The following is a 13,120-nucleotide window of genomic DNA, read 5'->3' on the forward strand; positions in this document are numbered from 1 at the left end:
CGACCTCCGATTTCCCTGACGATGAAATGTAGCACACATGTGCTACCCCGACCTTCCTCCGCAGATCGTTTTACCCACCATGTCTTGCCCGCATGCGCTCGCCGCCGCTCCAGCGCACCCGGGCACGCCCGGATCTCCAACTGGAGGCGCGCGCTTGCTGAGCGCATCGGGATATGCCGGACTCGGAAAAGTGCCGTACGTTCACGCGATCAAAAGAAAGGCCGCACAAGGCGGCCTTTCCGAACACGCAATCCCTGACACGTTACTTGCTGAGCAGCTTGGCGATCGCCGCACCCAGGTCACCCGGCGAACGCACCGTGGTGACGCCCGCGGCTTCCATCGCCGCGAACTTGCCTTCTGCCGTGCCCTTGCCGCCCGAGGCGATCGCACCGGCGTGGCCCATGCGCTTGCCGGCCGGGGCCGAAGCGCCGGCGATGAAGCCGACGACCGGCTTCTTCACGTGCGCCTTGATGTACTCGGCGCCGGCTTCCTCGGCGTCGCCGCCGATCTCGCCGACCATGATGATGCCTTCGGTCTGCGGGTCTTCGTTGAACAGCTTCAGGCAGTCGACGAAGTTCAGCCCATTGATCGGGTCGCCGCCGATGCCGATGCAGGTCGACTGGCCCAGGCCCACTTCGGTGGTCTGCTTGACCGCTTCATAGGTCAGCGTGCCCGAACGCGACACGATGCCGATCTTGCCCGGCAAGTGGATGTGGCCCGGCATGATGCCGATCTTGCACTCGCCCGGGGTGATCACACCGGGGCAGTTCGGGCCGACCAGCACGGTGTCCGGATGGGCGCGGGTCAGCACGTTCTTGACGCGCAGCATGTCCAGCACCGGGATGCCCTCGGTGATGCAGACGATGACCTTGATGCCGGCCGCGGCCGCTTCGAGGATGGCGTCGGCCGCGAACGGCGGCGGCACGTAGATGACGGACGCATCGGCGCCGGTGCTCTTGACGGCATCGGCGACGGTGTCGAACACCGGCAGGTCGATGTGGGTGGTGCCGCCCTTGCCCGGGGTGACGCCGCCGACGACCTGGGTGCCGTACTCGATCATCTGGGTGGCGTGGAAGGTGCCCTGCTGGCCGGTGAAGCCCTGCACGATCACCTTGGTGTTCTTGTTGATCAGAACGCTCATGGAATCTGTCTTCCTGTAGGGCGGGCCCTGGCCCGCCGTCGTGATGTCTGGATCGGTCGATGGCGGGCCGGGGCCCGCCCTACGACACGCATGGGATCAGGCAGCGGCCTTGACCGCTTCAACGACCTTCTTGGCGCCGTCGTTGATGTTGTCGGCCGGAATGATGGCCATGCCGCTGTCGCGCAGCAGCTGCTTGCCTTCTTCCACGTTGGTGCCTTCCAGGCGCACGACCACGGGCACCTTGACGCCCACTTCCTTCACCGCGGCGATGATGCCCTCGGCGATCATGTCGCAGCGGACGATGCCGCCGAAGATGTTGACGAAGATGCCTTCGACCTTGTCCGAGGACAGGATCAGCTTGAACGCCTCGATCACGCGCTGCTTGTTGGCGCCGCCGCCCACGTCGAGGAAGTTCGCCGGCTCGCCGCCGTTGAGCTTGATGACGTCCATGGTGGCCATCGCCAGGCCCGCGCCGTTGACCATGCAGCCGATGTTGCCGTCCATGGTCACGTAGTTGATGTCCATCTCCGAGGCCAGCACTTCGGTCTCGTCTTCCTGCGACTTGTCGCGCATGGCGAGCAGGTCCTTGTGGCGGAAGCTGGCGTTGTCGTCGCTGTTGAACTTGCCGTCCAGCGCGTACAGGTTGCCGTCGTCCAGGATGGCGAGCGGGTTGATCTCGACCAGCGCCAGGTCCTTCTCGTTGAAGATGCGGTACAGGTTGACCATGATGTTGGCGAACTGGCCGGCCTGCTTGGCGGTCAGGCCCATCTTGAAGCCGAACTCGCGGCCCTGGTACGGCTGCACGCCTTCGACGAAGTCGACGTTGAGGGTGTGGATCTTGTCCGGCGTCTCGGCCGCGACCTGCTCGATCTCCACACCACCCTCGGACGAGGCGATGTAGGTGATCGTGCGGGTGCCGCGGTCGACCAGCACCGACAGGTACAGCTCCTTGACGATCTCGCCGGCGGTGGTCACCAGCACCAGGTTGACCGGCAGCTCGACGCCGGCGGTCTGGTAGGTGGCCATCCTGGTGCCGAGCATCTTGCCGGCAGCCGCCTTCACATCATCCGTGGTCTTGCAGAACTTGACGCCGCCGGCCTTGCCGCGGCCGCCCGCGTGGATCTGGGCCTTGACCATCCAGGGGCCGTTGCCGAGGGACTGCGCGACCGCAACCGCTTCGTCCGCCGTGGAGGCGACTTTGCCGGCCGGGACCGGGATGCCGTACTCGGCCAGCAGCTGCTTGGCCTGATATTCGTGGAAATTCATGCGTCACCGTGGGTAGGGAACAGAAGACACCGCCCGGGCCGGGGCCACACGGGCGGCGGCTGGGCGAGCCCCCTATTGTCGCCGACGCAGCCGGGGGGCGCAAAACCCGGGGTCTAAGCCTTTGGTGGCAAAGGGCCGGGCGCGCGATCCGGGGGCCGGCATGCCTATACTGTCGGCCTCGCTACAGGGGAAGTACGCGTTTGCGCCAGGCCCAGTCGCTCCTGTCCCGCATCGAATCGGTTCCGCGCCGCGAGCTCTATTTTTTCGCGATGTACCGGGTGCTCGAAGCCGGCATCCTGGCCGCGCTGGTGTTCAGCCCGCTGGGCGAAATGCTGGGCCAGCCGCGCCATCCGGACCTGGGCGTGGGCGTCGCCATCGCCTACCTGGTGCTGGCGCTGGTGCTGTTCTTCGTCGGCCGCAGCGTGCAGTGGCTGGTCTGGATCGTGTTCTTCAGCGTCTCGGCCGACATCGTGGTGGCCGCGCTGATCACCCATGCGCTGCCCGACGCGACCGCCGGCGTGGCGATGATGCTGCTGTTCAACGTGTCGGCCGCGGCCCTGCTGCTGCCGTCCACGCGCATGGCGCTGGCGGTGGCGGCACTGGCGATCGGCGTGCTGTTCGGCGAGTACGTCTTCACCCTGTTCCACGACCAGGGCGGGCGATCGCTGGCCGAGGTCATCATGTTCGCGGCCAGCTACCTGGCGCTGGCCTACCTGGCCCACCAGGCCGGGCAGAAGGCGCGCACCAGCCAGGCGCTGGCGGACAAGCGCGGCGAGGAAGTCGCCAACCTGTTCGAGGTCAACGAGCTGATCATCCGCCGCATGCGCACGGGCGTGCTGGTGGTGGACGCGGACAACCACATCAAGCTGGCCAACGAGGCCGCCAGCCTGTTGCTCGGCGACGGCGGCGACGGCCAGGGCGCCGACGGCAAGGGCGTGTCGCTGCTGCATGCCGCGCCGGAACTGGCCCGTCGCCTGCAGCGCTGGCGCAACGGCTGGCAGACCGACGAAACCCCGATGCAGTTCACGCCCGACCAGCCGGAAGTGCAGCCGCGGTTCGCCCGACTGCTGGCCGACAGCGAGACCTCGCTGATCTTCCTGGACGACGCCACGGTGGTCTCGCGCCGGGCCGAATCGCTGACCCTGGCCGCGCTCGGCCGCTTCTCGGCCAGCCTGGCGCACGAGATCCGCAATCCACTGGCCGCCATCAACTACGCCGTGCAGCTGCTGGAGGAGTCCCAGCAGGTCACCGACGGCGACCGCCGCCTGCTGCAGATCATCCACCAGCAGTGCCAGCGCACCAACGGCATCGTCGAGAGCGTGCTCGGCCTGGCCCGTCGCGAGCGCGCCACGCCGGAGCACGTGGACCTCAACGCCTTCGTGCGCCGCTTCGTCGACGACTACCAGCAGACGCTGTCGATCGAGACCGACACCCTGGAGACCATCATCGGCGCCAAGCCCGTGCCCGCGCTGATCGACCCGCGCCACCTGCAGCAGATCGTCACGGTGCTGGTGCAGAACGCGCTGAACTACGGCCGCCTGCCGGGCGAGTCCGCCCGCATCCGCGTCCGCGTCTTCAATGCCGAGGGTCGCCCCACCGTCGACGTGATGGACCGCGGCCCCGGCATCCCGGAAGCGGTGGCGGCGCAGCTGTTCCGCCCGTTCTTCACCACCTCCGAGCACGGCACCGGCCTGGGCCTGTACATCGCCCGTGAACTCTGCCGGGCCAACCAGGCCACGCTGGAGTACGTACCCGTGCCCGGCGGCGGGGCCTGCTTCCGCGTCACCCTGCCCGGCCCGCACGCCTTGCTTCCTGCATGACAGCCGGTCTGCTGGCCGTTTTCCGCCCGATGACACCTCGCGTACCATGATTCACATTCAGCCTATACACTGGTGGCACAGGGGCACGAGGGGAGATGCATGAATCAAAGCCGTAGCGCCCTGATCGTCGACGACGAACGCGATATCCGTGAACTGCTGACGCTGACGCTGGGCCGCATGGGCCTGCGCATCGACACCGCCGCCAACCTCGGCGAGGCCCGCGAACTGTTGGGCCGCAACAGCTACGACCTCTGCTTCACCGACATGCGCCTGCCCGACGGCAACGGCATCGACCTGGTCGGCGAGATCTCGCGCAACTACCCCAGCACGCCGGTCGCCATGATCACCGCCTTCGGCAACATCGAGCTGGCGGTGGAAGCGCTGAAGGCCGGCGCCTTCGACTTCGTCAGCAAGCCGGTGGACCTGACGGTGCTGCGCGGACTGGTGAAGCACGCGCTGGAATTGAACAACAGCGAGCGCACCCCGCCCCCGCCCCCGCCGCCGGAACAGGCCAGCCGCCTGCTCGGCGCGTCGGCCGCGATGGACGGCCTGCGCGAGACCATCGGCAAGGTCGCCCGCAGCCAGGCGCCGGTCTACATCATGGGCGAGTCCGGTACCGGCAAGGAGCTGGTCGCCCGCACGATCCACGAACAGGGCGCCCGTGCGGCCGGCCCGTTCATTCCGGTCAACTGCGGCGCGATTCCCGCCGAGCTGATGGAAAGCGAGTTCTTCGGCCACAAGAAGGGCAGCTTCACCGGCGCGCATGCGGACAAGCAGGGGCTGTTCCAGGCGGCCAATGGCGGCACGCTGTTCCTCGACGAGGTGGCCGAGCTGCCGCTGCCGATGCAGGTCAAGCTGCTGCGCGCCATCCAGGAGAAGGCCGTGCGTCCGGTCGGCGCCTCCGGTGAGGTGCTGGTGGACGTGCGCATCCTGTCGGCCACCCACAAGGACCTGGGCGAACTGGCTGCGGACGGCCGCTTCCGCCACGACCTGTACTACCGCATCAACGTCATCGAGCTGCGCGTACCGCCGCTGCGCGAGCGCACCGGCGATCTGGCCCAGCTGACCACCGCCATCCTGGAGCGGCTGGCCGCGCAGCACGGGCGGATGGCGCCGTCGGTGTCGCCGGAAGCGATGGAGGCGCTGGGGCGCTATCCGTTCCCGGGCAATGTGCGCGAGCTGGAAAACATTCTGGAGCGCGCATTGGCCATGTCCGAGGGCCACAGCATCGAGATCGACGACCTGTACCTGCCGCAGGCGCCGGCTGGCAAGAAATTCGGCGGTGATTTCAATCCTGGCGAGGTGGTCCGCGACGTACCTGGCGCGGTGGACGTGGATCCGGCCGCCGGTGGTGCCCTGCCCGACTACATCGAGCAGCTGGAACGGGCCGCCATCCAGAAGGCACTGGAGGAGAACCGCTGGAACAAGACCAAGGCGGCCGCCCAACTGGGCATCACCTTCCGGGCACTGCGCTACAAGCTCAAGAAGCTGGGCATGGAGTAGGCCGTTCAAGGCCTTACGCCACTCTTATATATAGGTCTCGGCGCAAGCGTGCGCCGCATCGCACAGTGACCCGGGTGACACATCGCGTCACTTTCTGACGCATCCGGTCATATCACCAATGATGCGTCAACGATGGGTGCGGAACGCCCCGAAAAAGCCAATCGCTCAATCTGTGACATGGGCCGGCATTGGCCGCACTTCCCGATACCCAACGTTAAAAAATGATGCGATAGTCCCGCCCGACTTCGGTGTCAGGGTTTCTTCCGGGGAAGTGTGGGGGAATCGCTGGGGGTATCAGAAGTTGGCACGCATCCTGCTCTACATCCCGTGCACGCGTCGTATGTTGTACGCGGCGCCCACGGTCCATGTAGGGACACGGGGCTTGTGTCCCTAACCATCAAGCCAATCCTGAAAGGGGAAATACCATGAAGAAGAACGCCCAGGGCTTCACCCTGATCGAACTGATGATCGTCGTCGCCATCATCGCCATCCTGGCCGCCATCGCGCTGCCGGCCTACCGCGACTACACCCAGCGCTCGGCCAACGGCGGCTGCCTGGCCGAGGCCAAGGCCTACGTCAATTCTGCTGTGGCCGATGCTGCCGACAACCGTGCGCCGAACAACTTCGTTGCCAGCGCCTGTGCCAGCGGCACCAACGCCACGACGGGTCAGTACAACAGCAACGCCAACATCACGTTCGCGGCACGCACCCGTGGTAATGCCACCATCATCCGAGGCACCCAGTGCAACATGGGCAGCGGCACCTGCAGCCTGCGCCCCGAAGGCACCAACTAAGCAACTGGAATCCAGCGCGGCTGTCAGTTCCTTACCGTCGCCTGCATTCAACGAAAAGCGCCGCAAGGCGCTTTTCGTCTTTCTGGCCGTTCCATTACACGTAACATCCCTTGCTATTGACCCGTCGCCAGGGAGTCCCAGTGGCCTTCATGCGGTTCCGCTTCCCCGCCCTGGCGCTACTGTGCGCCTTGATCGCTTGCTGTCTGTTCCTCCCCGGACTGGGAGGCGGCTTCATTTTCGATGACCGGCCCAACATCCAGGAAAACGGCGCCCTCCATCTCACCGAACTGAGCGTGGACAACGTGCTGGCGGCGACCTACAGCTACCAGCCCGGCCACGGCACGCGCGCACTGTCGATGCTCAGCTTCGCCCTGGACCACTGGCGCGGCGGCCCCGATCCCAAGGTGTTCAAGGCGACCAACCTCGCCATCCACGCGTTCACCGCATTCGCATTGGCATTGCTGTTCCGGCGATTGCTGATGCTGGCGCATTGGCCTGCCCGTCGCGCCATGTGGGCCGCCCTGGCGCTGTCCGGACTCTGGGCGATCCACCCGCTGCAGGTTTCCTCGGTGCTGTACGTCGTGCAGCGCATGCAGACGTTGGCCACCTTGTTCGTCGTGCTCGCGTTGTGGGCGTACCTGACGGCGCGCGCGGTCCAGATCGACGGGCGCCGCGGCAGCAGATATCTCGTCCTGACCGGCTTGTTCGGTGCCCTGGCTTTCGCCGCGAAGGAGGACGCGATCCTCCTTCCCGCCTATGCCCTGGTACTGGAACTCACCGTGCTGCGCTTCCGCGCGGCGCAGCCGTCCTTGGCGCGGGCGTGGCGTCGCGGTTACCTGCTGGCGACCCTAGCCGGCCTCGCGGTCTATCTCTTCCTGGTACTGCCGCACTACTGGACCTGGAGCGATTACCCGGGCCGGACGTTCTCGTCCGCCGAGCGCCTGCTCACCCAAGGGCGGGTGATGGCCCTGTACATCAGCCAGATTCTCCTGCCTCTGCCGGAGCGGCTGACCTTCTTCTATGACGACCTTCAGATCTCCCGCGGCTTGCTGGATCCGCCCTCGACGCTGCCAGCCCTGGCACTGATCGCCGGCTTGCTGGTCCTGGCCTGGCGATGGCGCGAACAGCGGCCCGTGTTCGCTTGCGGCGTGCTGCTGTTCTTTGCCGGCCATGCCATGACCAGCAACGTGATCAACCTGGAAATGATGTTCGAACACCGGAACCACCTGCCCTTGATCGGCGCAGTGCTGGCCATCGGCGATCTATGTGTCGTGGCTTTCCAGCGTTGGCGGATGCGTCCGGCTTGGATGGCCGGCATCGCAACCTTGGCGTTGGTCGCCGCAGCATCTGCCACGCTGGCGAGGGCGCATGCTTGGGGCGAGCCTATCCGGTTCGCTTTTTACAGCGTAGCGATCGCACCACAGTCGGAGCGCGCTTGGCTGGCACTGGGCGAAACCTACGCCACCCTGAGCGGGTTCAGCGCCGACAGTCCGTATCTGCAGAAGGCGATCGAAACTTGCCAGACGGGTGCTCAGCGCATCGATTCCGCATTGCTGCTGTCCAACCTCGTGTATTACAAGACCATCCAAAGCAGCGTGACGCCCGACGACTGGCAGCGGTTCCACAAGCGTCTGGGAAGGATCCCGATGACGTTGCAGAACCGGAATGTCATCTGGCCCATGATCCGGAACGCCCAGCGCGGCGTGGCGATGGATGATCGGGGCGTGCTCGACACGATTGAGATCGTGTCGCGGCGGGCCAGTTTCACCACCGAGGAGAACCTGCGATTGGCAGCCTATGCTTTCAGCGACACGCGGTATCCGGATGAAGCTTTCGTGTACCTGAAGCGCGCCGTCGAGCAGGCAACGCCTGACGATCCCCTCGTTGTCCAGGCGTTCTCCCAGCTCAGGTCGGCAGGCCGCGAGGAATGGGTACGACAGCTCACGCACAAGGAAGATTGACGTGGAATCGATAACCCTTAAAGAGATGCAGGACATCGCTACCGCCCGCCGCTTCCTGCTGGCTAGCCTGGTGGTCGCCTTGCTAGCTGCGCTGGCGTTCTTGCCTGGCCTGCCGGGTGCGTTCGTATTCGACGACATCCCCAACATCGTCAACAACGGCACCATCCATCTGTCCCGCCTGGATGCAGGCGCACTTCTGGAGATTCTCTCCACCAAGCAGGTCTCCGGCGCCATGCGCGGCCTGCCGACCTTGACCTTCGCGCTGGACTATTGGCGCGCCGGCGGCGTTGCCGACCCGGCGACGTTCAAGACCACCAATATCCTTATCCACGCGCTGACGGCCGGTGCGCTGGCCTGGTTCTTCCGCAGCCTGTTGCTTTCCGCGGCCGCGTCCTCCAGGCGCGCGAACTGGTGCGCCTTGGCGCTGGCATTGGCTTGGGCACTGCATCCGCTGCAGGTGTCTTCGGTGCTCTACGCGGTGCAGCGCCTGCAGACCATGGGCACGTTGTTCCTGGTGCTGGCGCTCTTGGCTTATCTGCACGCGAGGCGTGCGCAAATTCAGGGACGTCCCAGCAAGGGCGGCATGCTAGTGACCATCCTCGCGTGGACGCTTGCCATGGGCTGCAAGGAGGATTCCGTCCTGCTGCCCGTCTACACGCTGGCGCTCGAACTGACCGTACTGCGCTTCGCCGCTGCCGATCCGCGCACGACGCTTGTCCTGCGTCGGGGCTATGCCGTCGCAGCCGCGGCGGCTGCACTGGCCTACCTGTTCTGGGTTGTTCCCCACTACTGGCAATGGGACGCCCATGCCGGGCGCGACTTCTCCACGCTGGAGCGCCTGCTGACGCAGCCCCGCGTATTGTGCATGTACTTGGGGCAGATCCTGCTTCCATTGCCGCAGCACATGCCCTTCTACTACGACTGGCTGCAACCTTCGCGTGGTCTTCTGCAACCTTGGACTACGCTGCCCGCCATTGTGGCGGTGCTGGGCCTGCTTGGCCTGGCTTGGGGCCTCCGCCGACGCCTGCCCTTGTTCGCCCTCGGGGTATTCCTCTTTTTCGGCGCACATGCAGTCGCCAGCAATGTGGTGGCGCTGGAGCTGGCCTTCGAACACCGGAACCATTTCGCACTTGTCGGCGCGGTACTAGCCGTTGGCAGTTCGCTCGCGTTCGCCAGCCAGCGCTTACGCCTGTCGCCAGCGCCGCAAGCCGCATTGTGCGTGGCTCTCCTGACAACTCTGGCGTGCGCGACCCTGATGCGGTCGCACACGTGGAGCAACGGGATATCGCTGCTCGCGGCGGCCACCAAGGCAGCACCGACGTCCGCCCGCGCTTGGGTCGACCTGTGCGATGCCTACTTTTTGGCCGGAGGCGGCGTCACGCCGGACAACCCCCATCTGGAAGACGCCATCGAAGCCTGCGCGAATGGCACGGCCAACGCACCCGACTCACTCAACAGCCCCGCGCTCCTGGTGGCCCTCAAGACCTTTCGCGGTGACATCACGTCCGAGGACTGGACCGTGTTCCAGCAAAGGCTGGGCAGCGTGCGCATGAGCTGGGACAACACCCGTGCCCCACTCATCCTCGCCTATTACGCCGGCCTCGGCGTGGCGGTCGACAAGCAGCAGTTACTCAGGGCCATGGCAACGCTAGAGCGACGCGCCGCACTTTCTCCGTCGATGCTCGCCTCGATCGGCGGCACCGTGATGAACACGCTGGATGAGCCGGACCTCGCGATTCCCTATTTCGCCAAAGCCATTGAAAAGGCCCCTCCCGGCGATCCTTTCGCGAGGGACCTCGCCGCCGAACTTAGGCAGAAAGGCAGGCCGGATCTCGCCGCCGGCATCGAGCTCATCGGCGAGAGAAGGCGGTCCGCGGGCAGCGGCGGTCCGGTCGAAAGCGGACCATCGCCTTGAACCGGCACGTGTACGCCGGATCGATACCGTCGCTATGATGGCGTGCATGACAAGATCACTGCTGACGGCGGCGTCCGGGCAGCGGATCGCATTCCTAACATTGAGGCTTTTCGCCAGACAGGCAGCAGGCCATGAAAGAAATCCGCACCCTTGACGACCTGGCCATCCATGGCGCACCTCCGGCCTTCGACCAGCCCGTGCATGTGGGGCGCCCCAACATCGTCAGCCGTGATGCGTTCCTTGCACATGTCGGCAAGGTTCTCGACAACCAATGGCTGACCAACAACGGGCCACTGGTATGCGAACTGGAGCGGCGCATCGCCGACCATCTGGGCGTAAAACACTGTGTGGCGATGTGCAATGGCACGATCGCCTTGGAGATTGCTATCCGTGCGCTGGGTCTGGCCGGCGAAGTGATCGTCCCCTCGTGGACGTTCGTAGCGACCGCACACGCCCTGCATTGGCAGGGCATCACGCCGGTGTTCGCCGACATCGACCCCGCCACCCACAACCTGGACCCGGACGCGGTGCGCCGGATGATCACACCCCGAACGACGGGCATCATCGGCGTGCACTTGTGGGGCCGTGCGGCACCCATTGATGAGTTGCAGGCGCTCGCCGAGGAGCACGGCCTGAAGCTGATGTTCGATGCCGCCCACGCTTTCGGATCCAGTTACAAAGGCCAGAGCATAGGCCGCTTCGGTGCATGCGAGGTCTTCAGCTTCCACGCAACAAAATCATTCAACACCATGGAGGGCGGTGCGGCCACCACCAATGACGACGAATTGGCTGATGCCATGCGCTTGATGCGGAATTTCGGCTTCAAGGGTTATGACAATGTCATCCATCCAGGCACTAATGGAAAGATGATCGAAGTGTGTGCGGCGATGGGGCTGGCAAACCTGCAAGCCATCGATGGGATTTTCGCGGCCGGCCAGAGAAACCACACCATCTACAAACAGGAGCTGGCGGGACTTCCCGGCATCACTTTGCTTGACTACGATCCCACGGACCGGAACAGCCATCACTATGTGGTGCTCGAAGTCGGGGAAGACTTTCCGGCGAATCGCGACGACATCATCTTAGCGCTGCACGCGGAAGGAATTCTGGCGCGTAAGTATTTCTGGCCTGGATGCCACATGATGCAACCGTACCGCGACCTATTCCCGCACGCTGGCCTGGTACTGCCGAATACGACAGCGTTGGCGCCCCGGGTGGTGATCCTGCCCAACAGCGCAGACGCTGCTCCAACCACAGGCCAACTCCTGCGTACGGTCGCCGGCGCACGCAAGCGATAGGGTCACCCCATGCGCGAGCCCCCGTAAGGCCGCTCAATCACCGTCTCCAGACCGGGAAAAGCCTGGGGCGCGCATTCAACTGGATTGTCGAAGAAGGCAAACCATTCCAACGCCGGCAGGTTGCGGATAACGGACGGCAGCTCCGTGAATCTATTCTTTGCCAAGTTCAGTTTTCGCAGCCTTGAGAGATCGCGAAACGAATCCGGCAATGTGTCCAAGTGATTCTGATAGAGAGCGATCTGCTCGAGGTTCAACAAGGAACCGATTGCGTCCGGAAGCCGCTCGATCCTGTTCTTGTAGAGTCGCGTGGCCACCAATGACCGCAGGTCGCAGAAGCTGTCCGGAAGAGTCTTCACCTTGGTCACGACCAAAGTGAAGTATCTAAGCTGGCGCAGCCTTCCGATTTCATCGGGCAGCACCCTGAGTGGGCAGAACCCGAAACTGATACTGGAAAGCTCCCCGCACTCGAAGGTCTCGCGAGGAAACTCTTTCAGTCCTGAAAGATAGAGATGGAGCGTCTCGAGTCTCTGCAGCCGACTCAGGCCATCAGGAAAACCCTTCAGGAGGAGCTTATGCAGATGCAGGCTCTTGAGCTTGTCCAGTGACATCAACCGCGGATCCAGCACCTCGATAGGATTGCTGCCAAGGAACAAGGACTCGAGTGCGGCGTTCCTGAACACGAACTCGGGGATAGCGCGCAGCTGGCAGCTACCTAGATTGAGAACACGCAGCGAGTCCAATCCTTGGAATTCCTCCGGCAACTCGCCAAGCGAATTCTTTCTAAGATTCAGGTGCTCCAATCTCCTCAAGCGAGAAATCAGCTTCAGTATGTCCTGCTTCTCGGCATCCGAATGATGCCGGATGAGTCCCCGGAAAATACTTTCCTCATCATGCAAACTCAGGGCAACACAGTCATCTCCGCGAAACACGGCCTCAAAGTCGGCACCCACCTTCTTGCGCAACAAGCGAACCACATCCCGATCGTTCATCACGAGACCGTCTGACGCGAAAGGATCAGATCAGACCAGGCATCCACCATCACCCAATCCGTGATCGGAACCGCATCGACCGAAAGTGACGGAACCAGTTGATGTAGACCGTGATCGATCAATGTCCTGCAAACGATCCGCTCCAGTCCATGCCCAAAGTTCTCGTATCCGGTGTAAATTCCCAATTCGCAGAATGCGAAACCCGCACCTTCCAGTGCCGCCCAATCGTAGCGAAGCAAGAGATCCTCGAAATTCTCTTCAAGTTCTTCATCGCCATAGGTCGGACAGAAGAGAAGGACACGCTCCACCCTTCGCGACAGGGGAAGCGACATGGCTTCGCGCGCACTCAGCAGGAGCTCATCGCCGACCCGGCCGGCCACTCGCTGCGCGACCTTCCGGGTAGTCCCCCCGACACTCGAAAAGATCACCATTC

10 protein-coding genes are annotated in these 13,120 nt (G+C 64.1%); 6 read left to right on the plus strand and 4 right to left on the minus strand.

Annotated elements, in window-relative coordinates:
• Window positions 1-262: 262 nt before the first annotated feature.
• The gene (gene sucD / locus ACGHX3_RS15325; RefSeq protein ID WP_394695509.1) at window positions 263-1,141 is read right to left on the minus strand and encodes a succinate--CoA ligase subunit alpha; all 879 of its coding nucleotides are present in this window, start codon (window positions 1,139-1,141) and stop codon (window positions 263-265) included.
• 96 nt (window positions 1,142-1,237) lie between these two features.
• Complete coding sequence (sucC, locus tag ACGHX3_RS15330) at window positions 1,238-2,407, minus strand: succinate--CoA ligase subunit beta (protein WP_394695510.1); 1,170 nt, start codon at window positions 2,405-2,407, stop codon at window positions 1,238-1,240.
• A gap of 200 nt (window positions 2,408-2,607) precedes the next feature.
• Between sucC and ACGHX3_RS15335 the strand changes: the two genes are divergently transcribed.
• From ACGHX3_RS15335 to ACGHX3_RS15360, 6 genes are all read left to right on the plus strand, one after another.
• Window positions 2,608-4,227 (plus strand): PAS domain-containing sensor histidine kinase, encoded by a 1,620-nt coding sequence (locus ACGHX3_RS15335; protein ID WP_394695511.1) that lies wholly within the window; start codon window positions 2,608-2,610, stop codon window positions 4,225-4,227.
• A 99-nt stretch (window positions 4,228-4,326) separates the two neighbouring features.
• Window positions 4,327-5,730, plus strand: a complete 1,404-nt coding sequence (locus tag ACGHX3_RS15340) for a sigma-54 dependent transcriptional regulator (protein ID WP_394695512.1) — start codon at window positions 4,327-4,329, stop codon at window positions 5,728-5,730.
• Between the two features lie 425 nt (window positions 5,731-6,155).
• The gene (locus tag ACGHX3_RS15345; protein WP_394695513.1) at window positions 6,156-6,524 is read left to right on the plus strand and encodes a prepilin-type N-terminal cleavage/methylation domain-containing protein; all 369 of its coding nucleotides are present in this window, start codon (window positions 6,156-6,158) and stop codon (window positions 6,522-6,524) included.
• Between the two features lie 149 nt (window positions 6,525-6,673).
• The gene (locus ACGHX3_RS15350; RefSeq protein ID WP_394695514.1) at window positions 6,674-8,485 is read left to right on the plus strand and encodes a hypothetical protein; all 1,812 of its coding nucleotides are present in this window, start codon (window positions 6,674-6,676) and stop codon (window positions 8,483-8,485) included.
• Between the two features lies 1 nt (window position 8,486).
• Window positions 8,487-10,400 (plus strand): hypothetical protein, encoded by a 1,914-nt coding sequence (locus tag ACGHX3_RS15355; protein ID WP_394695515.1) that lies wholly within the window; start codon window positions 8,487-8,489, stop codon window positions 10,398-10,400.
• A 131-nt stretch (window positions 10,401-10,531) separates the two neighbouring features.
• Window positions 10,532-11,698, plus strand: coding sequence for a DegT/DnrJ/EryC1/StrS aminotransferase family protein (locus tag ACGHX3_RS15360; RefSeq protein WP_394695516.1), 1,167 nt, complete (start codon window positions 10,532-10,534; stop codon window positions 11,696-11,698).
• A gap of 2 nt (window positions 11,699-11,700) precedes the next feature.
• On the opposite strand, the gene ACGHX3_RS15365 is transcribed toward ACGHX3_RS15360, so the two are convergent.
• Together ACGHX3_RS15365 and ACGHX3_RS15370 are read right to left on the minus strand one after the other, a co-directional pair.
• Window positions 11,701-12,687 carry a leucine-rich repeat domain-containing protein gene (locus ACGHX3_RS15365; RefSeq protein WP_394695517.1) on the minus strand — a complete coding sequence of 329 codons (987 nt, stop codon included), beginning with the start codon at window positions 12,685-12,687 and terminating at the stop codon, window positions 11,701-11,703.
• A complete protein-coding gene (locus ACGHX3_RS15370) occupies window positions 12,687-13,118 on the minus strand; it encodes a flavodoxin domain-containing protein (protein WP_394695518.1) in 432 nt (143 codons plus the stop codon). The genes ACGHX3_RS15365 and ACGHX3_RS15370 overlap by 1 nt, the downstream gene beginning before the upstream one ends.
• Window positions 13,119-13,120 lie beyond the last annotated feature (2 nt).

This window comes from Pseudoxanthomonas japonensis (genome assembly GCF_043632995.1).
In the GTDB taxonomy this organism is placed as follows: Bacteria; Pseudomonadota; Gammaproteobacteria; order Xanthomonadales; family Xanthomonadaceae; genus Pseudoxanthomonas_A; species Pseudoxanthomonas_A japonensis.

Bases quoted from the DNA above. Each gene is read 5' to 3' on its own strand.
- ACGHX3_RS15370 (WP_394695518.1), bottom strand. From the start codon at position 13,118: ATGGTGATCTTTTCGAGTGTCGGGGGGACTACCCGGAAGGTCGCGCAG.
- ACGHX3_RS15365 (WP_394695517.1), bottom strand. From the start codon at position 12,687: ATGAACGATCGGGATGTGGTTCGCTTGTTGCGCAAGAAGGTGGGTGCC.
- ACGHX3_RS15360 (WP_394695516.1), top strand. From the start codon at position 10,532: ATGAAAGAAATCCGCACCCTTGACGACCTGGCCATCCATGGCGCACCT.
- ACGHX3_RS15345 (WP_394695513.1), top strand. From the start codon at position 6,156: ATGAAGAAGAACGCCCAGGGCTTCACCCTGATCGAACTGATGATCGTC.
- sucC (WP_394695510.1), bottom strand. From the start codon at position 2,407: ATGAATTTCCACGAATATCAGGCCAAGCAGCTGCTGGCCGAGTACGGC.
- ACGHX3_RS15350 (WP_394695514.1), top strand. From the start codon at position 6,674: ATGCGGTTCCGCTTCCCCGCCCTGGCGCTACTGTGCGCCTTGATCGCT.
- ACGHX3_RS15340 (WP_394695512.1), top strand. From the start codon at position 4,327: ATGAATCAAAGCCGTAGCGCCCTGATCGTCGACGACGAACGCGATATC.
- sucD (WP_394695509.1), bottom strand. From the start codon at position 1,141: ATGAGCGTTCTGATCAACAAGAACACCAAGGTGATCGTGCAGGGCTTC.